Source organism: Nocardia otitidiscaviarum (assembly GCF_007362295.1).
In the GTDB taxonomy this organism is placed as follows: domain Bacteria; phylum Actinomycetota; class Actinomycetes; order Mycobacteriales; family Mycobacteriaceae; genus Nocardia; species Nocardia otitidiscaviarum.
In genome coordinates, this window is record NZ_CP041695.1 from 6,619,920 (window position 1) to 6,639,893 (window position 19,974).

At 69.8% G+C, this 19,974-nt stretch carries 22 protein-coding genes; 12 read left to right on the forward strand and 10 right to left on the reverse strand.

Going from position 1 to position 19,974, the window contains the following annotated elements:
- Genes FOH10_RS29785 through FOH10_RS29820 form a run of 8 tightly spaced genes read right to left on the reverse strand, consistent with a single transcriptional unit; the run spans position 1 to position 7,172 of the window.
- The gene (locus FOH10_RS29785) at positions 1–771 is read right to left on the reverse strand and encodes an SDR family NAD(P)-dependent oxidoreductase (protein WP_143983168.1); all 771 of its coding nucleotides are present in this window, start codon (positions 769–771) and stop codon (positions 1–3) included.
- The gene (locus FOH10_RS29790) at positions 768–1,478 is read right to left on the reverse strand and encodes an acetoacetate decarboxylase family protein (RefSeq protein ID WP_303627686.1); all 711 of its coding nucleotides are present in this window, start codon (positions 1,476–1,478) and stop codon (positions 768–770) included. The genes FOH10_RS29785 and FOH10_RS29790 overlap by 4 nt, the downstream gene beginning before the upstream one ends.
- Positions 1,479–1,536: 58 nt before the next feature.
- Positions 1,537–3,150, reverse strand: a complete 1,614-nt coding sequence (locus tag FOH10_RS29795; protein WP_143983169.1) for an acyl-CoA synthetase — start codon at positions 3,148–3,150, stop codon at positions 1,537–1,539.
- Positions 3,151–3,168: 18 nt separating this feature from the next.
- Positions 3,169–4,434, reverse strand: a complete 1,266-nt coding sequence (locus FOH10_RS29800; RefSeq protein ID WP_143983170.1) for a hypothetical protein — start codon at positions 4,432–4,434, stop codon at positions 3,169–3,171.
- On the reverse strand, positions 4,428–4,976 hold the full coding sequence (locus FOH10_RS29805; protein ID WP_143983171.1) for a nuclear transport factor 2-like protein: 549 nt from the start codon (positions 4,974–4,976) through the stop codon (positions 4,428–4,430). The genes FOH10_RS29800 and FOH10_RS29805 overlap by 7 nt, the downstream gene beginning before the upstream one ends.
- A complete protein-coding gene (locus FOH10_RS29810; RefSeq protein ID WP_029932777.1) occupies positions 4,976–5,179 on the reverse strand; it encodes a ferredoxin in 204 nt (67 codons plus the stop codon). Before FOH10_RS29810 ends, FOH10_RS29805 begins: the two co-directional genes overlap by 1 nt.
- Positions 5,179–5,967: an SDR family oxidoreductase gene (locus FOH10_RS29815; RefSeq protein WP_143983172.1), complete on the reverse strand. Its 789-nt coding sequence runs from the start codon at positions 5,965–5,967 to the stop codon at positions 5,179–5,181. The genes FOH10_RS29810 and FOH10_RS29815 overlap by 1 nt, the downstream gene beginning before the upstream one ends.
- Positions 5,967–7,172 (reverse strand): cytochrome P450, encoded by a 1,206-nt coding sequence (locus FOH10_RS29820; protein WP_143983173.1) that lies wholly within the window; start codon positions 7,170–7,172, stop codon positions 5,967–5,969. Before FOH10_RS29820 ends, FOH10_RS29815 begins: the two co-directional genes overlap by 1 nt.
- A gap of 245 nt (positions 7,173–7,417) precedes the next feature.
- Between FOH10_RS29820 and FOH10_RS29825 the strand changes: the two genes are divergently transcribed.
- From FOH10_RS29825 to FOH10_RS29875, 11 genes are all read left to right on the forward strand, one after another.
- Positions 7,418–8,887 carry an aldehyde dehydrogenase gene (locus tag FOH10_RS29825; protein ID WP_143983174.1) on the forward strand — a complete coding sequence of 490 codons (1,470 nt, stop codon included), beginning with the start codon at positions 7,418–7,420 and terminating at the stop codon, positions 8,885–8,887.
- Positions 8,888–8,899: 12 nt separating this feature from the next.
- Positions 8,900–9,655 (forward strand): SDR family oxidoreductase, encoded by a 756-nt coding sequence (locus tag FOH10_RS29830; protein WP_143983175.1) that lies wholly within the window; start codon positions 8,900–8,902, stop codon positions 9,653–9,655.
- 35 nt (positions 9,656–9,690) lie between these two features.
- On the forward strand, positions 9,691–10,530 hold the full coding sequence (locus FOH10_RS29835; RefSeq protein ID WP_228813497.1) for an NAD(P)-dependent oxidoreductase: 840 nt from the start codon (positions 9,691–9,693) through the stop codon (positions 10,528–10,530).
- Positions 10,531–10,571: 41 nt separating this feature from the next.
- Positions 10,572–10,895 carry a carboxymuconolactone decarboxylase family protein gene (locus FOH10_RS29840; RefSeq protein WP_051036701.1) on the forward strand — a complete coding sequence of 108 codons (324 nt, stop codon included), beginning with the start codon at positions 10,572–10,574 and terminating at the stop codon, positions 10,893–10,895.
- A 49-nt stretch (positions 10,896–10,944) separates the two neighbouring features.
- Positions 10,945–12,417, forward strand: coding sequence for an FAD-dependent oxidoreductase (locus tag FOH10_RS29845; RefSeq protein WP_143983177.1), 1,473 nt, complete (start codon positions 10,945–10,947; stop codon positions 12,415–12,417).
- Between the two features lie 15 nt (positions 12,418–12,432).
- A complete protein-coding gene (locus tag FOH10_RS29850) occupies positions 12,433–13,290 on the forward strand; it encodes an LLM class F420-dependent oxidoreductase (RefSeq protein WP_143983178.1) in 858 nt (285 codons plus the stop codon).
- Positions 13,291–13,351: 61 nt separating this feature from the next.
- Positions 13,352–14,626 (forward strand): glycosyltransferase family 4 protein, encoded by a 1,275-nt coding sequence (locus FOH10_RS29855; protein ID WP_143983179.1) that lies wholly within the window; start codon positions 13,352–13,354, stop codon positions 14,624–14,626.
- Positions 14,620–15,351, forward strand: coding sequence for a class I SAM-dependent methyltransferase (locus tag FOH10_RS29860; RefSeq protein WP_143983180.1), 732 nt, complete (start codon positions 14,620–14,622; stop codon positions 15,349–15,351). Before FOH10_RS29855 ends, FOH10_RS29860 begins: the two co-directional genes overlap by 7 nt.
- Positions 15,338–16,411 (forward strand): glucosidase family protein, encoded by a 1,074-nt coding sequence (locus FOH10_RS29865; protein ID WP_143983181.1) that lies wholly within the window; start codon positions 15,338–15,340, stop codon positions 16,409–16,411. Before FOH10_RS29860 ends, FOH10_RS29865 begins: the two co-directional genes overlap by 14 nt.
- 217 nt (positions 16,412–16,628) lie before the next feature.
- Positions 16,629–17,393 (forward strand): LGFP repeat-containing protein, encoded by a 765-nt coding sequence (locus tag FOH10_RS29870; RefSeq protein WP_303627687.1) that lies wholly within the window; start codon positions 16,629–16,631, stop codon positions 17,391–17,393.
- Positions 17,394–17,449: 56 nt separating this feature from the next.
- Positions 17,450–17,851 (forward strand): VOC family protein, encoded by a 402-nt coding sequence (locus FOH10_RS29875; protein WP_143983182.1) that lies wholly within the window; start codon positions 17,450–17,452, stop codon positions 17,849–17,851.
- Here FOH10_RS29875 and FOH10_RS29880 read toward each other — a convergent pair.
- Positions 17,830–18,573: a helix-turn-helix domain-containing protein gene (locus FOH10_RS29880; protein WP_143983183.1), complete on the reverse strand. Its 744-nt coding sequence runs from the start codon at positions 18,571–18,573 to the stop codon at positions 17,830–17,832. The two genes, FOH10_RS29875 and FOH10_RS29880, sit on opposite strands and share 22 nt — an antisense overlap.
- Positions 18,574–18,612: 39 nt before the next feature.
- Positions 18,613–19,272, reverse strand: a complete 660-nt coding sequence (locus tag FOH10_RS29885) for a class I SAM-dependent methyltransferase (protein WP_143983184.1) — start codon at positions 19,270–19,272, stop codon at positions 18,613–18,615.
- 138 nt (positions 19,273–19,410) lie between these two features.
- Between FOH10_RS29885 and FOH10_RS29890 the strand changes: the two genes are divergently transcribed.
- Positions 19,411–19,974 carry a TetR/AcrR family transcriptional regulator gene (locus FOH10_RS29890; RefSeq protein WP_029932793.1) on the forward strand — a complete coding sequence of 188 codons (564 nt, stop codon included), beginning with the start codon at positions 19,411–19,413 and terminating at the stop codon, positions 19,972–19,974.

Here is a 19,974-nt window from a genome sequence, read left to right on the forward strand (position 1 = left end):
TCAGTCGACCGGCCTGACCTTGCTGGCGACCAGTTTGCGCAGCGTGCCGGGGATGAAGCGGCGGGCGTAGTAGGTGGGTTTGGCCTGGCCCGGGAAGACGAACAGTGGATTGGTGGGCTTGGCGAGCGCCCGCTCCAGCGCGTCCACCACTCCTTCCGGGCTCATCCCGCCCGCGCCGCCGAGGACGGAGGCGTTCTCTTCCCGAACCTTGTCCAGGAAGGGCGTTTCCACCATGGGCGGGCACAGCGCGAGCAGGCGCACGCCGCTGTCGCGCAGTTCATAGGACAGGCTCTCCACGAATCCGACGACCGCGAACTTCGACGCCGAGTACCCGGCCATACCGGGTGAGGGCAGCCAGCCCGCCACCGACGCGAACAGCACCACGGTGCCGGCGCGTGCCTGCTTCATGGCCGGAATGATGGCCTGGCACATGTTCACGGTGCCGATGTAGTTGACGTCCATCATCTTCCGGATCTGCGCCACGTCGTGGTCGAGCGCGGACGCGTGGACGTGGCACATGCCCGCGGCGTGCACCACGTGGTCGAGGGTGCCGAGTTCGGCGCGCACCTTCTCCACCACCGCGAACACCTGATCGGTGTCGGAGACGTCGCAGGTGTAGGTGTGCATGTTCGGGGAGCGCCGCGCGGTCTCGGCGAGCCCCTCCCCATTGAGGTCCAGGGCGGCGACGGTGTGACCCGCGGCGGCCAGGCGCTGGGCGACCATGCGGCCCATACCGCTGGCCGCGCCGGTGACGAGTGCTGTCTTGGTCATGAGTTCTCCCGGGAGGGCAGTACCGTGGTGGCGTCGGCGAAAGTCATTCGCAGCGCGCCGATTCGACTGGCGAAGAGGGCGGATCGGGGCAGGCCGAGCGAGCGCAGCTCGTCGGCGACGGGGTGATCACCGAGTTCGAGGCGGACACCGCCGGGCCGCATGCGCACCCCGCCCGGATGCATGGCCCAGGGGGTGCGGCGCAGGACGCCGTCGCGGTAGGTGTAGGCGTCGATGGAGGCCCCACCCGCCGCGCCGGGCGCGGGGATGCCGTCGGACACGGTGAGCGCCAGCACCTTTCGGCCGTCCACCGCCACCTCGCAGCGATGGCCGCGCCGGGTCGGCACGATGTCGATATCGGCCATGAGTTTGGGGAATCCCCAGATCTCCTGTCCCGCCGCGCAGGTGAAGCTCTGGTTCACCGGCAGCCAGTGGATATAGGCGCCGGTGCTGCCCTTGCGGCCGGGCTGGCGCGCCATGAGCGAGAAGGCGAATTCGTGGTAGGGGCCCAGATCGCCGTCGACGTAGCGCACGAAGGCGAGATTGCACAGCGCCCGGCCGAGCACGGTGACCGGTTCCAGCCCGGTGGCCGCGAGCAGCACGCGGGCCGCCGCGGCGTCGACCGGGAACAGCGCTGAACTGGTGTCCGCGGCGCGGATTTCCACCGGCATGCGGACGTCTTCCCCGAGAACGGTATGGGCCTCCACCATGATGGAATTAGAACAGGTTCTCATAGCATACGTACAGGGTTCCGGACACATATCCCGATCACCGGGATACGACCTCGTAATCGGGCGCGTGCGATGCGGCGTAGTCCTTGGCCCAGCGGTAGTCGGGCTTGCCGCTGGGCGTCCGCACCACCGTCTCGGCCACCCAGATCCGACGCGGCAGCTTGTATCCGGCCAGATGCGCGCGCACGTGCCGCTCCAGGGCGGGGAAGTCCACCCCTCCGTCGGCGGTGGAGACCACGGCGGCGACCTGCTGTCCCCACCGCTCGTGCGGAACACCGACGACTATGGCGTCGTAGACCGATTCGTGCGCCTTGACAATGGCCTCCACCTCCTCGGCGAACACCTTCTCCCCACCGCTGTTGACCACCATGTTCCCGCGTCCGAGCAGGGTGACCGAGCCGTCCTGCTCCACCTTGGCGCGGTCGTCGGTGATGACCATGCGCACCCCGTCGACGGTGCGGAAGAGCTTGTCCGTCTTGGCCGGGTCCTTGTAGTAGCCGATGGGCACATTGCCGGTCTTGGCCACCCAGCCCTCACCGCCGGGCGCGACGGGCCGTCCGTCGTCGTCCACCACCACGGCCCCGCGTCCGACGTTCACCCGCGGCCCGCGCGTCGGATCGTCGTCGCGCTGCGCGAATCCGATACCGCCGAAACCGGTTTCGGAGGAGCCGATGGAATCCGACACCATCTTCGAGGGGAAGGTGGTGAGCAGTTCGTTCTTCACCGACTGCGACAGCAGCGCCGCCCCGGAGGCGATCACCCACAGTGCGGAGACATCGGCGGGCTCGGACCGGTACGCGTCCAGCAGCGGTCGAGCCATGGCGTCCCCGGTGATGACCAGCACCTGCGGTCGCTCCCGCGCCACCACCCGCCAGACCCGCGCCGGATCGAAGCGCGGTTCGAAGATCACCGCATTGCCCGACCACAGCGCGGTGAAGGTGGGCATCATGGCGGCGGCATGGATGAGCGGCGGCAGAATGAACCAGGTGGCCTGGTCCCCGGATGCGCCGGTGCGGGACTGCTGGTACTCGTCGGCGACGGGTTCGCCGGTGTAGAAGTCGATGCCGCCGCCGAGCACGCGCCACATGTCCTCCTGCCGCCACATGACGCCCTTGGGCAGGCCGGTGGTGCCGCCGGTGTACATCAGGAACAGATCGTCGGGGCTGCGCGGCCCGAAATCCCGTGCCGCTGATCCGTTCTCGAGCGCCTGCTCGTAGGGCACCGAGGTGCTCGCCGTCCCCGCGCCGCCCTGATCGTCCTCGACCACCAGCGCGTGCCGCAACGACGGCACCTGGGGCCGCACCTCTTCGACCAGCGGCGCGTAGCAGCGGTGGTGCACCACCATCTCGAGGTCGGCGTTGTCGAAGACGTAGCGCAGCTCGTCGGCCCGGTACCGATAGTTGATATTGATCGGGACAGCCCGGATCTTGAAGCAGGCGAGCAGCGTCTCCAGGGTCTCGACGCTGTTGTGCATGAGGAAGCCGATGTGGGTGCCGGGTCCCGCACCGGCCGCGGCGAGATGGTGGGCGAGCCGGTTGGCGCGCTGCTCGAGTTCATCGAAGGTGCGCCGCCGGTCGCCCTGGATGACGGCGACCCGATCCGGCATGGCGTCGACGGAGTGCTCGTACAGATCGGCGAAATTACACGCCATGGCTTGTCGCTTTCTGGTCTATCCGTTGGTGAGCGGCAGTGGGGTGCTGCCGTGTTCGGTGAAGGTGAAGTCCGCGCCGGTGCTGAATCGCGTGACGGCCACCTCGTCGGCCTCCCGGAACGGCGTTGCGGCCATGGCGATCTCGACGACGAGCAGGTCGTCGTCGGCCGCGCGCAGGCGGGTGTGGAAGCGCGGGTTCACACCGCGCGCCATGGCATCGAGGGGTTCCAGATGGTCGGAGGCGAGCAGTGCGGGCCACGCGCCGTCGGCGACGGCGTCGCAATCGCGGCGCAGCCGCAGTTCCACGGCCTGATGTCCGCCGACGGTCTCCACGGCCACGTCGACTCCCACGTAGGCCGCCGGGTTCCAGGCCGGATGCAGCCGTAGCACTTTCGCCAGTGCCGCCATGTCGTCGCCGAGACCCAGGGCGCGTCGGATGCGCTCGGCGGTGAGTCCGGCGATACCGGTGAACTGTTTGCGCGCGATGGCCAGGGCGGTCGGCTCGTCGGCGCGCTCGGCCAGCGCGATCCGGAAGCCCAGGGTGAGCAGGTGGTGTTGCAGGCACACCTCGTCGGCCATCCGGACCAGCGCCGATCGGGAGAAGTCGCCGAAGCGGAGGTCGGCGAGCAGCGGTCCGGCGTAATCGTGCAGCCCGGGGCCCTCCCGTTCGATGGGCGGCAATTCCAGCAGCGCCGCACGGGAATTCGCGGTGCGGTGCGCATTGGCCGGGGTCGGGGGCGGCGTATGGCTGTCGTCGATGGTGACGGTCCACGCGCACACCGGATGCCGGTCGGCGGGCACCCGCGGCGGCCGGTGCACGGGTCGCACCCGGATGCGCGGGTTGGTGGCCAGGGCCGTGGCGTCGAAGGTGGGGTCCTCGATGTGGTGGCACATGGCCACCACGTAGTCCTCCCCCATGGGCTCCACATCGGCCAGCGCACCGCAGTGGTCGAGATGGAATTCGCCGTGGTCGTGGTCGATCACCCGGTACCGGAAGTCCATGAACTGCGGTGGCGCGCCGATATCCAGCTGCATGGCCTTGAAGACGGCGTCCACGCCGTCGCCCGGAATGCGCAGCGCCTCGCGCATGCGCCGCGCGTAGACCGGGCTCGCCAGCTGCCATTCCTCGATGGCCACGGCCGTCATTCCCGCGCGTCCGAAGGCGGCGATGGTGTGCGCCATGCCGGAGCGGTCGATGAGGTGCCCGCACAGCAGCAGTTCCGGCACCAGCACGGCCAACTCCGCGCGGGAGAGGCTGTCGAATCGGCTGGGAACTGTCACCATTGCGGGACCGGCCCCTGACCTACCGGATACCAGCCGGGCAGCGGCTGCCCGGAGACGGACCGCTCGATGCGCTTCTGCATACCGGCCGAGAGCGCGTTGTCGGTCATCATCTCCACGAACAGCGCCGACACATTGCCGAAGTCGAAGAAGTCGCGCTGCCAGGACCATTGGAAGTTCCCGGCGTAGCGGAACCAGCTGCCGCCGATGCCCTCCGGACTGTAGGGCCGCCCGTCGGGCCGGTGCTTCTCGTTGACCTGCTTCCAGAGGCCGATGACGCTGCCACTGCGGTCGTCGACGACGAATTCCTGGTACGGGTAGGTCCAGCCCTCCAGCCCGAACATCTCCTGGCCGAGCGCGATCTCGCGGATCTCGTCGCGGCCGACGGCCATGAACTCCTGCTGCGGGCCGTAGTTCCAGCCGTAGGTGGCGTCCTCGGTGTAGAAGTGCGCCAGTGGCTTCCAGTCGCCGAGGGCCTCGCAGCGCTGGTTATCCTCCACCCAGCGGCGCACCATCTCATCGAGTTCCGCACGCGGGAAAGGCATTACGACTCCTTGTCGTCGTCGACCAGGGACAGCGCCTGGGTCGGGCAGTAACGGACGGCCAGGCGGGCCGCCTCCAGATCGGCACCGGGGTCGGCGCGCAGAATGCGCACCTGCCCCTGTTTGGGCACCTCGAACAGTTCCGGGGCCTCGTCCTGGCAGACCGCATGCCCCTGGCAGAGATCGAGATCCACGACGAGACGCATCACCGGCTCCCGTCATCGCTGAGCGGGGCCTCCGGCTGGACCTCCACCAGCACCAGATGCGCTCCGCGCGGCGTGCTCACCACGGCGGCGACGGCGGCGGCGATATCGGCGGCGCGCAGGAAGTGCGAATGGCGGGCGAAACCCCACTTCACCCAGTCCTCCAGCAGCGGGCCGACCACCTCGGGCGCGGCGTTCATGCCCATGCCGGTCAGGGTCTGGCCGGGCCGCACCACCGAGGCGCGCACACCGGTGCCCTCCAACTCCATGCGGAGCTGGCGCGCCAGGGTTTCCGCGCCGATCTTGGCGGCGTTGTAGGCGGCCATGCCGGGGCGGGGCCGATCCGCGCAGTCGGAGCCGATGACCACGAAATCGCCGCGGCGGCGCTCGATCATGCCGGGCAGCAGCCGGTGGGCCAGCCGCTGCGCGCCGCCGAGGTGGACCCGCAGCTGCTGGTCGAAGACGTCCGGATCGGTGGCGTGGATCCGGCCGAACTCCAGGTCCCCGGCTCCGGAGACGACGATCTCGATCGGGCCGAGCGCGTTCTCGGCGGCGGTGGCGAACGCGTCGACGGACGCCCCGTCGGTGACATCGAGCCGCTGGGCGAACGCCTCACCGCCGTCCGCGCGGATCTTGCCCGCCAACTCCTCGCACTGGTCGACCCGGCGCGCACCCAGCGCCACCGGATATCCCTGTTCGGCCAGGGTGAGCGCGGTGCCCGCGCCGATGCCGGAGGAGGCTCCGGCGATCAGCACCGGACGGCGCTCGGGATGGGGTGCGAATCGGGGCATTACCGAACCTCCACCGTGACGGGCAGTTTCGCGAAACCGCGCACATTGATCGAGTGCACGCGCGCACTCCCGGCCTCGTCCACGCCGTAATCCCGTACCCGGGTGGCGAATTCGCGCAGCACGATCTCCGCCTCCAGCCGCGCCAGATGCGCGCCCAGGCAGAAGTGCACGCCGCGACCGAAACTGATGAGCCCGCCCTTGTCGCCGCGCTCGATGTCGTAGCGGTCGGGTTGGTGGAAGACGGCGTCGTCGCGATTGGCCGCGCCGATGAGCAGCAGCACCTTGGCTCCCGCCGGGATGGTGCCGTCGGCGTAGCTCAGCTCGGCGGTGGCGGTGCGGGCGAGGATCTGGGTGGAGGCGTCGTAGCGCAGTGTCTCCTCGACCCAGTCCGGCACCAGTTCCGGGTGAGCTGCCACCTTGGTGTACTGCTCGGGGTGGCGCGCCGCCCAGTACAGGGCGTTGCCGAGGAGTTTGGTGGTGGTCTCGTTGCCCGCCACCACCATGAGGAACATGAAGCCGATGATCTCCTCGTCGGTGAGCCGGTCGCCGTCGGCGTCGGCGTCGAGCAGCGCGGAGGTCAGATCCGCGGTGCGGGACCGGCGGCGCTCGGCGACCATCTCGGCGTAGTACCCGGCCAGGTGCAGGGCGGCGTCCATGGCGGCGGGCGGAATGTCGAGGACACCGTCCTCGCGGTGAACCAGCAGGTCCGCCATGCGCCGGATCTCGGCGCGGTCGGCCTCGGGGACGCCGAGCAGTTCGGAGATGACGTCCATGGGCAGCCGTCCCGCGACGTCGTCGATCCAGTCGAAATCGGTACGGGCCAGGGCCGGTTCGAGGTGGCGCAGGGTGATCTCCCGGATGCGGTCGCCCATCTCGGTGACCCGACGCGGTGTGAAGCCCTGGTAGACGAGTTTGCGCAGGCGCAGGTGCGCGGGGTCGTCCATGGCCAGGAAGGACATGGTGCGGTGGGCGTGCGGTCCCCAGGCCGCCGGGTCCAGGGAGACGCCGTTGCCGCTGGAGAGGCCGATATTGTCGCGGAACCCGGCCGAGACGTCGGCGTGCCGGGACAGCGCCCAGAAACCCAGCTCGGGATTGTGGTAGAGCGGCGCTTCGGTGCGCAGCCGCCGGTACAGCGGGTACGGGTCCTCGTGGACGGCGTAGTCGTAGGGGTCGAAGAGTAGCGGTTCCAGTGATGCGGCTGTCATCGCGCACACCTCCCGTTCGAGAACGCGTTCACCGAGCAGTGTCGGCACCCGCCCGCCATGGAAGACACATAGCTGGACATGTGTCTGTACGGTACTGGAGCGGCCCGAGTGAAACAACGGGTTCGCCCATTTCCGGATAAATCGCGAGCCCCGCGGCGGATCGTCATACTGAAACAGGTTCTTGCGTGGCTTCGAACTCCGAACATATAGTCCGTACACGTGTCCGGACAGCAGAGGAGCTACCGATGAACGGCCTCGTCACCAGCGCTGGGTCACAGCTGCTGATAGGCGGCAAGCTGCTACCGGGCGGCGCGGGCGTCTTCACCACCGTCAACCCGGCCACCGAGGAGGCGCTCGGCCCGGCCGCCAATGCCGACAGCGCCGATATGGACGCGGCCATCGCCGCCGCGCGCACCGCCTTCGACACCACCGACTGGCCCCGCGACCATGCCTTCCGCGCGCGCTGCCTGCGCCAGCTGCGCGACGCGCTGCGCGGGCACATCGAGGAACTGCGCGAGATCACCATCGCCGAGGCGGGCGCGCCGCGCATGCTCACCAGCGGTCCGCAGCTCGAAGGACCGGTCGGCGATCTGGGGTACTTCGCCGACCTGGCCGAGAACTACGCGTGGGAAACCGATCTCGGCGTCGCCGAGCCCATGGGCATCAAGAGCGCCCGGCGGGTGCGGCGTGAACCCATCGGGGTGGTCGGAGCCATCACACCCTGGAACTTCCCGCACCAGATCAATTTCGCCAAGCTCGGTCCGGCGCTGGCGGCGGGCGCCACCGTGGTGCTCAAGCCCGCACCCGATACGCCCTGGTGCGCGGCGGCCGTCGGCCGGATCATCGCCGAGGAGACCGACATTCCGGCCGGAGTGGTCAATATCGTCACCTCCGACGACCACGCCCTGGGCACCCAGCTGGTGGCCGATCCGCGCGTGGACATGATCTCCTTCACCGGCTCCACCCAGACCGGCCGCGCGGTCATGGCCACCGCCGCCGCCACCCTGAAGAAGGTGTTCCTGGAGCTCGGCGGCAAATCGGCGTTCATCGTGCTCGACGACGCCGATCTGCGGGCGGCGGTGAGCTACGCGGCCTTCGGCGTCTGCGTGCACGCCGGCCAGGGCTGTGCCATCAGCACCCGACTGCTGGTCCCGCGCGAAACCTGCGAACAGGCGGTGGAGATCGCCGCGCGCACGCTCGGCGGTATCGCGCCCGGCGACCCGTCGCTTCCCGGAACCGTCTGCGGCCCGGTGATCTCCGAGCGCCAGCGGGCCCGGGTGGAGCACTACCTCGACCTCGCCCGCGCCGAGGGCGGCACCGTCGTCACCGGCGGCGGCCGCCCCGCCGACGCGGCGACCGGCTACTACATCGAACCCACCCTCATCGCGGGCCTGCCGAACTCGGCCACGGTGGCACAGGAGGAGATCTTCGGACCGGTGCTGGTGATCATTCCGCACGACGGCGACGACGACGCCGTGCGGTTGGCCAACGACTCCCCCTACGGCCTGTCCGGCTCGGTGTGGGGCAGCGACCCCGAGCGGGTGCGGCGCGTGGTGGAGGGCGTGCGCACCGGGACGCTGAGCGTGAACGGCGGCATCTGGTACTCCGCCGACGCGCCCTTCGGCGGATACAAGCAGTCCGGGATCGGACGCGAGATGGGCGTCGCCGGATTCGAGGAATACACCGAGACCAAATTGATCGCGACCGGCTGCTGAAGGAGTTCGACCATGGCCCGCTTCACGGGAAGATCCGCAATCGTCACCGGTGCCGCACAGGGCATCGGCGCGGCGTACGCGCGTGCGCTCGCCGCCGAGGGCGCGAAAGTCGTCGTCGCCGACCTGAACAGCGAGCGCGGCGAGGCGACCGCCAAGGAGATCGCCGCCGAGGGCGGCACGGCGGTGTTCCGGCGGGTGGACGTCTCCGACCCCGAATCCGCCGCCGCCGCGGTGGAATTCACCGTCACCGAATTCGGGGGCGTCGACCACCTGGTGAACAATGCCGCCATCTACGGCGATATGAAGCTCGACCTGCTGCTCACCGTGCCGTGGGACTACTACAAGAAGTTCATGAGCGTGAACCTCGACGGTGCGCTGAATATGACCCGCGCGGTCTGGCAACCCATGTCGGAGCACGGCGGCGGGTCCATCGTCAACCAGTCCTCCACGGCCGCCTGGACCTACTCCGGCTTCTACGGCCTGGCCAAGGTCGGCATCAACGGCCTCACCCAGCAGCTGGCACACGAACTGGGCGGCTCCAAGATCCGCGTCAACGCCATCGCGCCCGGCCCGATCGACACCGAGGCCACGCGAAATGTGGTGCCGGGCAATATCGTCGACTCCATGGTGCGACAGCAGTTGGCGATCAAACGCCTCGGCACCCCGGAGGATCTGGTCGGGGCCTGCCTGTACCTGCTGTCCGACGACGCCGCCTGGGTGACCGGCCAGATCCTGAATGTCGACGGCGGACAGGTGTTCCGATCGTGAGCGAGACCGCGGTCGGATTCATCGGCCTGGGCAATATGGGCGCACCCATGGCGCGGCGGCTGCTGGAGTGGCCGGGCGGACTGGTGGTGTGCGATATGCGGCCCGAGGTGGTGGAGCCGTTCACCAGCGCGGGCGCCGAAGGCGCGGTGAGCGCCGCCGAGGTGGGCGAGCGCTGCGGCGTGGTGTCGGTGGCGGTGCTCGACGACGCGCAGGTCCGCGCGGTCGTCACCGGTCCGGACGGCATCCTACGCACCGCGAAGCCGGGGACGGTCGTCGCGGTGCACTCCACCATCTCCGACGATACGGCCGTCGCCGTGGCGGCCGACTGCGCCGAGCACGGGGTGGAATTCGTGGACGCCCCGGTGAGCGGCGGCGCTCCGGCGGCCGAGAACGGGGCGCTGGCGGTCATGGTGGGCGGCAGCGAGTCCGCCTTCGCCACGGTGCGTGAACCGTTCGGGCGCTGGGCCTCGCTCATCGTGCACGCGGGCGCGGTGGGCGCGGGGACACGGATGAAGCTGGCCCGCAATCTATTGCACTTCATCGCCTTCACCGCGGCGTCGGAGGCGCAGCGCCTGGCCGAGGCCGCGGGGCTGGACATCACCGAACTGGGCAAGGTGGTGCGCCATTCCGACTCATACACCGGCGGTCCCGGCTCCATCATGTTGCGGGACACCACCGCACCGGTGGCCGCCGACGACTTCTGGTTCCCCATCCTGAGCCATGTCCGCGATCTCGGCGAGAAGGATCTCGCGCTCGCACTGGCGCTCGGATCCCGGCTCGGCGTCGAATTACCGCTGGCTGCACAGGCTTTCGAAGAATTGGGCACCGGCCTCGGCGTCGGTCCCGGCACGGTCGCGAAGAAGGAGCAGCAGTGAGCACAGCACCGGACGAGCGTCGGCAGCGCGGCCTGAAGAAGATGTCCGAGGTGTACGGCTGGGAGTTCCAGGACGGGCCCGGCGCGCACTTCGCGGTCACCGCCGATCACCTCTTCGCCGATATCTGGTCGCGCCCCGGCCTGTCGATTCGTGACCGGCGGCTGCTGCTGCTCGGCGCGCTCACCGCCCAGGGCCTGTTCGATATCGCCGAGATCCAGCTCGGCGCGGCCTTGCGCAACGAGGAGCTGGACGCGGAGCAGCTGCGTGAGATCGCGCTGTTCCTGTGCCACTACGTGGGCTGGCCCGCGGGCACCACGCTCGACCAGAAGGTCGGGAAGGTCATCGCGCAAGAGCAGAAGAAGTAATCGGCGTTTCAACAGTATCGGCGTTTCAACAGTGAGGAATACGAACACCATGGCCGAGACAACCACCGTGCGACCGCTCCGGGCCAGCGAGGTGCCGACCTGGGATCACACGGCCGACGTGGTCGTCGTCGGCTTCGGCGTGGCCGGCGCCTGTGCCGCCATCGAAGCCGCCCGCGCGGGCGCCGACACCCTGGTGCTCGAGCGCACCGGCGGCTGGGGCGGAGCCGCCGCCATGTCCGGCGGCTTCATCTACCTGGGCGGCGGCACCCCGCTGCAGCAGGCGCTCGGCTTCTCCGACACCCCCGAGAACATGGAGAAATTCCTCACCGCCGCCCTCGGCCCCGGAGTGGACAAGGCCAAGATCCACGACTACTGCCAGGGCAGCGTCGAACACTACAACTGGCTGGTCGCCCAGGGCGTGCCGTTCAAGGAGGAGTTCTGGGGCGAACCGGGCTACGAACCGCCCGCCGACCAGGGGCTGATGTACTCCGGCGGGGAGAACGCCGCGCCGTTCAACACCATCGCCGACCCGGCACCGCGCGGGCACCTGCCCCTGACCCCGGACAAGAAGCTGGGTGAGAAGGGCGGCGGCTACATGCTCATGAAGCCGCTCGCCGACACCGCCGAAAAGCTCGGTGTCCGCCATGAATACGACGTGCGCCTGCGGCGGCTGATCGTGGACGACTCCGGCCGGGTGGTCGGGGTGGCGGCCACCCGCTACGGAAAACCGGTGCACGTGCGCGCCGAACGCGGCGTGGTGCTGGCCACGGGCAGCTTCGCCTACGCGCACCAGATGGTGGAACAGTTCGCGCCCAAGATCTTCGGCCGTCCCGCCGCGACGGTGGAGGAGCACGACGGCATCGGCATCCGGGTGGCCCAGGCGCTCGGCGCGGATCTCGCGCACATGGACGCCACCGAGGTCGCCTTCATCGCCGACCCGCAGGTCATCGTGCGCGGCATTCTGGTGAACGGGCAGGGCCAGCGCTTCATCACCGAGGACACCTATCCGGGCCGGATGGGCCAGGCGGTATTGCAGGAGCAGCACAACCAGGCGTATTTGGTCATCGACGAGGCCGCCCTGGAGGCGGCCTTCGAGACCAAGTCCTCCATGTCGTTCCTGCGCATCGCCCCCACCTGGGTGGCCGAGACGGTGGCCGAACTCGAGACCGAGATGGGCCTGCCGGAGAACGCACTCCAGGCCACCATCGACCTGTACAACCACCACGCCGCCAAGGGCGAGGACCCGTTCCTGCACAAGAAGCCGGAATGGGTCAAGCCCATCGGCACCCCGCTGGGCGCGTACGACCTGCGCGGCTACACCGGCGGTTTCACCCTCGGCGGCTTGCGCACCGACCTGGATTCGCGCGTGCTGCACGTGGACGGCGAACCGATTCCCGGACTGTTCGCGGCCGGGCGGGTCACCTCGGGCATCTGCGCGGGCGGGTACGCCAGCGGTTGCTCGCTCGGCGACGGCAGCTTCTACGGTCGGCGCGCGGGTGTGACCGCCGCCAAGGGCAACTGAGAGGTACTGACACGCATGCGATTCGGCATCGTCGAGTTCACCAGCGATCGCGGCATCGCGCCCGCGACCGCCGCGAAGGCCGCCGAGGAGCGCGGCTTCCGCTCCTTCTTCGTGCCCGAGCACACCCACATTCCGGTGAAACGGGAAGCGGCGCACCCGCTCACGGGCAATGCCGAACTGCCGGACGACCGGTACACGCGCACCCTCGACCCCTGGGTGGCGCTGGCCACCGCGGCGGCGGTGACCTCGCGCATCGAACTGTCCACGGCGGTGGCGCTGCCCACCGAGAGCGACTGCATCACCCTGGCCAAGACCATCGCCACCCTCGACCACCTGTCCGGCGGGCGGGTCACGCTCGGGGCCGGATTCGGCTGGAACACCGACGAACTCGCCGACCACGGGGTCCCCGGCAACAAACGGCGCACGGTGCTGCGCGAATACGTGGAGGCCATGCGGGCGCTGTGGACCCAGGAGGAGGCCAGCTACTCCGGCGAGTTCGTCTCCTTCGGCCCCAGCTGGGCCTGGCCCAAACCGGTGCAGGCGCACGTGCCGGTGCTGATCGGCGCGGGCGGCACCGAGAAGACCTTCCGGTGGATCGCCCGGACCGGGGACGGCTGGATCACCACGCCGACCGAATCGGATGTGCAGGCGTCCACGGCACTGCTCATGAAGCACTGGCGGGAGGCGGGACGCACCGGCGCGCCCCGCGTGGTGGCGCTCGACTTCAAACCGGACCCGGAGCGGCTGGCCCGCTGGGCCGACGCCGGGGTCACCGACGTGCTCTACGGCCTGCCGGACAAATCCGACGACGAGGTCTTCGCCTACCTCGACCGGTTGGCGGGCAAACTCGCACCGCTCGGGCTGCACGACTGAGTTCGACTCGCCCAGCCCGCTTTTCGCTTCACCACGCTTCATCACGGAAAGGCACACCGACGTGCGCGTAGCCCTGCTGTCGTATCGCAGCAAGACACACTGTGGCGGGCAGGGCGTCTACGTCCGGTACCTCAGCCAGGGATTGGCCGAACTGGGGCATCGGGTGGAGGTGTTCTCCGGACAGCCGTATCCCGAACTGCTCGACCCCCGGGTGCGGCTCACCGAGGTGCCGAGCCTGGACCTGTACCGCGAGTCCGACCCCTTCCGCACCCCGCGTCCCGGCGAGCTCCGCGATGGCGTGGACCTGCTGGAACTGGGCACCATGTGGACCGCCGGATTCCCGGAGCCGCGCACCTTCAGCCTGCGGGTCGCGAAGCTGCTGCGCGCCCGCGCCGGGGATTTCGATGTGGTGCACGACAATCAGTGCCTCGGCACCGGACTGCTCGACATCGCCCGGCATCTGCCGCTGGTGGCGACCATCCACCACCCCATCACCCGGGACCGGGCGGTGGATCTGGCGGCGGCCCCGTGGCGGCGCAAACCGCTGGTGCGCAGGTGGTACGGGTTCCTGGGAATGCAGATGCGGGTGGCGCGCCAGCTGCCCGACCTGATCACCGTGTCCTCCTCGTCGGCGGCCGATATCCGCGCCGACTTCGGGGTGGCGCCCCAGCAGCTGCGCACCGTGCCGCTGGGCGTGGACACCGACCTGTTCCGGCCGCATCCGCTGCCCCGGGTGCCCGGCCGCATCGTGGCGGTCGCCAGCGCCGACAAGCCGCTCAAGGGCATCGGTCACCTGCTGAAAGCCATCGCGCGCCTGCGCAACTCCCATGACCTGGAACTGCGGCTGGTGGCCAAGCTGGAACCCAACGGACCCACCGAGAAGCTCATCGCCGAACTCGGCCTCGCCGATATCGTCACCGCCGTCAGCGGACTCGCCGACGAGGAACTGGCGCGGCTGCTCAGCTCGGCCGAGATCGCCTGCATTCCCTCCCTGTACGAAGGGTTCTCGCTGCCCGCCGTGGAGGCCATGGCCAGTGGCACGCCGCTGGTCGCCAGCCGGGCCGGGGCCCTGCCGGAAGTGGTGGGCGACTGCGCGGAACTGGTCGAGCCCGGCAATGTGGACGAACTGACCCGCGTGCTGGGCGCGCTGCTGGCCGACCCGGACCGGCGATACCACCTGGGCGCGGCCGGACGCCGCCGCGCGCTGACCGTCTTCAGTTGGGAGGCCGTCGCCGCGCAGACGGTCACCGTCTACGAGCGGGCCATCGCCCGGCATCTCATCCGCCCCGCCATCGCGCCACTCGGCGCGCCCACCCAGGAGGCACGCACATGCTGACCGTCGACTTCGACCGCCTGCGCATCGGACCCGGCGTCCGGGTCATCGACGTGGGCTGCGGGGCCGGACGGCACTCCTTCGAGGCGTATCGGCGCGGCGCGGACGTGGTGGCCTTCGATCAGAACGCGGCGGATCTCGCCGATGTGCAGGTCATGTTCGAGGCCATGGCCGAGGCCGGGGAGAGCCCCGATTACGCCAAGGCCGAGACGGTGCGCGGCGACGCCCTCGATCTGCCCTACGGCGACGGCGAATTCGACGTGGTGATCGCCTCGGAGATCCTGGAGCACATCCCACGCGACGGCCAGGCCGTCAACGAACTGGTGCGGGTGCTCAAACCCGGTGGGGCGCTTGCGGTCACGGTGCCGCGATGGCTGCCGGAGCGCATCTGCTGGGCGCTGTCGGACGAGTACCACGCCAATGAGGGCGGCCACGTGCGCATCTACAAGGCCGACGAACTGCGGGAGAAGATCTGCTCGCGCGGGGTGCGACACGTGCGCACCGAGTACGCGCACGCTCTGCACGCGCCGTACTGGTGGCTGAAATGCGCGGTGGGGGTATCCGCGGACAAACATCCGCTGGTATCGGCGTATCACCGAATGCTGGTGTGGGACATGATGTCCGCACCGCCGCTCACCCGGGTGGCGGAACGGCTGCTCGATCCGCTCATCGGCAAGAGCGTGGCGCTGTACTTCACGAAACCGGCGGTGCGCCTTGGCGGTTACTGACCTACCCGGCGTGCCCGGGGTGCTCACCACGGCCGAGCTGCTGCGCACGGCCGAATCCATCGCCGCCGCACAGGAATCCGACGGTGCCATTCCCTGGTTCGACGGCGGGCACACCGATCCGTGGGATCACCTCGAATCGGCCATGGCGCTCACCGTGGCCGGACTGTACGAGCACGCGCGGGCGGCGTACGCCTGGTCGGCCGCCACCCAGCGGCCGGACGGCTCCTGGCCCATGCAGTTCCGCCGGGGCACGGTGGAGAACGCCGACGCCGACACCAACTTCTGCGCCTACATCGCCACCGGGGTGCTGCATCACCTCACCCGCACCGGCGACCGCGCCTTCGCCGACGAGATGTGGCCGACGGTGCGCCGCGCCATGGATTTCGTGATCGGTCTCCAGCGTGGGCGCTACGGGGAGATCCACTGGTCGCTCGGCCCCGCCGGAAGCTCCGGCGAGGCACTGCTCACCGGCTGCTCCAGCATTTTCCACAGCCTGCGCTGCGCCCTGGCGCTGGCCGAGCGGGTCGGCGACCCGCAGCCGGAGTGGGAGGTCGCGGCCATGCGGCTGGGACACGCGCTGCGCGAGCATCCGGAAGCCTTCCTGGACAAGAGCCGCTACTCCATGGACTGGTACTACCCCATCCTCGGCGGCGCGATCCGCGGCGATGCGGGCCGCCGGCGCATCCGCGCGCACTGGGACGACTTCGTGGTCGGCGAGCTGGGCATTCGGTGCGTCGCCGACCGGCCGTGGGTGACGGGGGCGGAAACCTGCGAGCTGGTGTTGGCCTTGGACGCCCTCGGCGAGCGCGAGCGCGCCCTGCGCCTGTTCACGAATATGCAGCACCTGCGCGAGTCCGACGGCTCCTACTGGACCGGTCTGGTCTTCGCCGACGGCAAACGCTGGCCCGAGGAGCGCACCACCTGGACCGGGGCCGCCATGATCCTCGCCGCCGACGCGCTGAGCCGCGCCACCCCGGCCAACGGCATCTTCCGCGACCTGCTGCCCGAGGCGCCGGTGACGACCCACCTCACCTGCGAATGCGCGGAGGTCCGCGGCTGACGGACGCGTTCCGGGGGGTCTCGCGGCCGGTCGGGTCGACCGGCGTTCGCGGTCCGGAGCACGCCGACGCCCGCGCGGGCACTCGGCGGCCGGGCGGACGACCGCGCCGGCTTCCGGGTGTGATGTCGATGGACGACGGCTCTACCGTCTTGCCGCGAACGGCCGGGCCTTGCAGGATGACGGCGTAACTGTCCAGCCGGGAATCCGAGGTAGTGCGTTGAGTTCGATTCGTCGCGAGAGCAAGTCGTCCCCGCGTGCCCGGAGCGCGCTCGCGCTGGCCGTGGCGGCGGCCGGACTGCTGGTGCTGGGCACGAACAGTGCCGGGGCGCGCCCGGTCGGAGCGTTCGAGGTGGGTGGGGCCATCGAGGTCACCTACGACGCGCTGGGCGGTCCCGAGGCGCTGGGCGATCCGGTCGGGCCGGAGTCGGATGCGGCCGCGGGCGGCAAGTACCAGGACTTCGCGCACAACGCGTCGATCTACTGGACCGAGGCGGTGGGCGCGCACGCGGTGGCCGGGTTCATCCGGGACAAGTGGCGGCAGCTGGGGTCGGAGCGCGGGACGCTCGGATATCCGGTGACGAACGAGGAGTCGACGCTCGGAAAGCCCGGCCGCTACAACCACTTCCAGGGCGGGTCCGTCTACTGGTCGGTCGGCACCGCCGCGCACTACGTCGGGGGCGTGATCCGCGACAAGTGGGGAGCGGTCGGCTGGGAGAACAGCCCGCTCGGCTTCCCCATCAGCGACGAGGCCCAGACCAACAAGGGCAACGGCCGCTACAACCTGTTCGAGGGCGGAGCGGTGTACTGGTCCAAGGCCACCGGCACGCACATCGTGTGGGGCGCGATCCGGGATCAGTGGGTCGCCGCGGGCGGCGAGAACGGTCGCTACGGGCTGCCCACCGGCGACGAATACGACTATCAGGGCGGGAAGGCCCAGGACTTCCAGGGCGGGCGCATCGTGTGGAGCCCGGACGGCGAATAGGCGGGGTGTCCGATTTCTTCAAGACGTCGGGCCGTAGGGGATTCTAGCGTCGGGGTATGACCAAGAACGCACCTCGACTCGATGTCATCGGCCTGGTCGTCTCCGATCTGGACGCCAGCCTCACCTTCTACCGCCGACTCGGACTCGAATTCGGCCCCGTCCTCGGGGAAGGCCATGTGGAGGCCGAGTTGCCGGGCGGCTTCCGCCTGGCCCTGGACACCGAGGCGGTCATCGCCTCCTTCCATCCGAACTGGCGACCGCCGCAGGGCGACGGCCGCATCGGCCTGGCCTTCCACTGCGATTCACCCGCCGACGTCGACCGCCTCTTCGAGGAACTGGTCGCGGCGGGCCACCACGCCGAAATGAAACCCTTCGACGCACCCTGGGGACAGCGCTACGCGGTGGTGCACGATCCCGACGGCAATGGCGTGGACCTCTACGCCGCGTTGGACGCCTGATCGGCCCCCTGCACCGTCAGCAGTCGGCGCAGGGGCATTCCCGTGAGGTCGCGCACCTCACGCGCGAAGTGTGCCTGGTCGGCGTAGCCCGCGCGGGCCGCCACCTCAGCGAACGGCACACCCGCGCGGGACAGCGCCAGGCCGTGTTGTAGCCGCAGCACCCGGGCCAGGGTTTTGGGACCGTAACCGAAGCTCGCCAGCGACAGCCGATGTAGTCGGCGCGCGCCGAACCCGGTCGCCGTCGCCGTCTCCGCCACCGAGCGGCCCGCCGCGAGCTGCTCCGCGATCCAACGCACCACCGGATCGGCAGGCTCGATGACCGCGGCGCGTTCGGCCGACACCACCTCCAACCCGGTCATCGGGTCGTCGGCCGCTGCCACCGACTCGGCCGCACGGCGCACGTCGGCGGGCGACCACAACGCGTCGAGTTCCACCCCGGCATCGCGCAGTTCGTGCGCGGGCACCCCAAGTAGCGCCGGGGCCGTCCCCGGGGCGAACCGAATCCCCGATATCCGCGTCCCGGCCGCCAAGGCGACTTCTCGCGCCCGGGTATCCGGCCCCGCCACCCGCAACGCGCCGTCCATCCACAGCAGATCCATGCACCCGTCCGGCAGCACCGGCGCTTCGACCGCGGACCGCAGGGTCCGTGTCCACACCACGGCCCCCGCGACCGCCGCCGACGGCCGCTCCTGATAGGCGGGCGAGGATGCCGATTCCTCCACGTCCCCGAGGCTACGCGCGGGAACCGACAGCCGACGGCTCTAGTTGCAGGCGGCGGTGCGCTGGAGGATGCGTAGGGAGCCGGTCACCGCGAGTTCGCGGAACTTTCCGGAGTCCAGGGCGCGGCGGTAGATGTGGAAGGGAGCCTGGCCGCCGTCGGCGGGGTCGGGGAAGACGTCGTGAATGGCGAGCAGGCCGCCGCCCGCCACCCAGTGCGCCCAGTTGTCGTAGTCGCGCTGCGCGGCCTCCTCGGTGTGGCCGCCGTCGATGAACAGCAGGCGCACGGGGGTGCGCCAGATGCGGGCGGCGGCGGTGGAGGAGCCGAGGATGCCGACCACGGTGTCGGTGAGTCCGGCGCGCACCATGGTGCGGCGGAACGCGGTCACGGTGTCGAAGACGCCGGTCTCCGGGTCGACGAGGGTGGTGTCGTGGTACTCCCAGCCGGGCTGATGCTCCTCGGAGCCGCGATGGTGGTCGACGGTGTAGACGGTCGCCCCGGTTTCGCGGGCGGCCGCGCCGAGATAGATCGCGGATTTTCCGCAGTAGGTGCCGATTTCGACGATGACACCGTCACCGGCGTGGTCGCGCGCGGCGGCGTAGAGGGCGCGGCCCTCCGCCGGCGGCATGAATCCGGTGGCCTGTTCGGCGAGTGCGAACAATTCGGCGGTGGCGGCGGAAATCCCCGCGGCGGCCTGTGTCATGAAATCCTTGCCTGCCTCATCCAAAACAGTTCCGGGGCACCCGTATTGATACCTCGCGAACATCGTGCGAGTTGCTCGGGGAGCCGACCCATAGTAGCATCCAGACACGTGTCTGATTCCCTTTCCGCCCGTCCGGTGGTGAGCATGGAGGCCACCCGCCGCCGCCTCACCGAGAAGCAGGCCGACACCGTCGACAAGCTCACCCGGGCGGCGATGGAAGTGCTCGCGCGCGAGGGTTTCGCGGGTCTCACGGTGCGCATGGTGGCCGCCGCCGCCGGGGTCGGCACCGCCACCGCCTACACCTACTTCTCCTCCAAGGAACACCTGGTCGCGGAGCTGTTCTGGCGGCGGCTCGCCGCCACCGAACCGCCGGTCGAGACCGATGTCGACAGCACCGCGCGCGTGATCGCGGTGCTGCGCCAGATCGCCATGCTGGTGGCCGACGAACCGGCGCTGGCGGGCGCGGTGACCAGCGCCCTGCTCGGCACCGATCCCGATGTGGCGCATCTGCGCCTGCGCATCGGCACCGAGATCCGCAATCGGCTCGTGGCCGCCCTGGGCGCGGATGCGGATCCGGAAATCGTGGAGACGCTGGAATCGCTGTACGCCGGTGCGCTGGTGCGCGCCGGAATGGGCTATGCGTCCTATATCGAAATCGCCGACCAGTTGGAAAAGTCGGCACGGCTCGTGCTGCCGCACTGA

Coding starts and splice junctions, on each gene's coding strand:
- FOH10_RS29885 (WP_143983184.1), bottom strand. CDS start 19,272: ATGACACAGGCCGCCGCGGGGATTTCCGCCGCCACCGCCGAATTGTTC.
- FOH10_RS29785 (WP_143983168.1), bottom strand. CDS start 771: ATGACCAAGACAGCACTCGTCACCGGCGCGGCCAGCGGTATGGGCCGC.
- FOH10_RS29815 (WP_143983172.1), bottom strand. CDS start 5,967: ATGCCCCGATTCGCACCCCATCCCGAGCGCCGTCCGGTGCTGATCGCC.
- FOH10_RS29840 (WP_051036701.1), top strand. CDS start 10,572: ATGTCCGAGGTGTACGGCTGGGAGTTCCAGGACGGGCCCGGCGCGCAC.
- FOH10_RS29800 (WP_143983170.1), bottom strand. CDS start 4,434: ATGGTGACAGTTCCCAGCCGATTCGACAGCCTCTCCCGCGCGGAGTTG.
- FOH10_RS29790 (WP_303627686.1), bottom strand. CDS start 1,478: ATGGTGGAGGCCCATACCGTTCTCGGGGAAGACGTCCGCATGCCGGTG.
- FOH10_RS29845 (WP_143983177.1), top strand. CDS start 10,945: ATGGCCGAGACAACCACCGTGCGACCGCTCCGGGCCAGCGAGGTGCCG.
- FOH10_RS29810 (WP_029932777.1), bottom strand. CDS start 5,179: ATGCGTCTCGTCGTGGATCTCGATCTCTGCCAGGGGCATGCGGTCTGC.
- FOH10_RS29805 (WP_143983171.1), bottom strand. CDS start 4,976: ATGCCTTTCCCGCGTGCGGAACTCGATGAGATGGTGCGCCGCTGGGTG.
- FOH10_RS29875 (WP_143983182.1), top strand. CDS start 17,450: ATGACCAAGAACGCACCTCGACTCGATGTCATCGGCCTGGTCGTCTCC.
- FOH10_RS29825 (WP_143983174.1), top strand. CDS start 7,418: ATGAACGGCCTCGTCACCAGCGCTGGGTCACAGCTGCTGATAGGCGGC.
- FOH10_RS29850 (WP_143983178.1), top strand. CDS start 12,433: ATGCGATTCGGCATCGTCGAGTTCACCAGCGATCGCGGCATCGCGCCC.
- FOH10_RS29835 (WP_228813497.1), top strand. CDS start 9,691: ATGGGCGCACCCATGGCGCGGCGGCTGCTGGAGTGGCCGGGCGGACTG.
- FOH10_RS29820 (WP_143983173.1), bottom strand. CDS start 7,172: ATGACAGCCGCATCACTGGAACCGCTACTCTTCGACCCCTACGACTAC.
- FOH10_RS29795 (WP_143983169.1), bottom strand. CDS start 3,150: ATGGCGTGTAATTTCGCCGATCTGTACGAGCACTCCGTCGACGCCATG.
- FOH10_RS29860 (WP_143983180.1), top strand. CDS start 14,620: ATGCTGACCGTCGACTTCGACCGCCTGCGCATCGGACCCGGCGTCCGG.
- FOH10_RS29830 (WP_143983175.1), top strand. CDS start 8,900: ATGGCCCGCTTCACGGGAAGATCCGCAATCGTCACCGGTGCCGCACAG.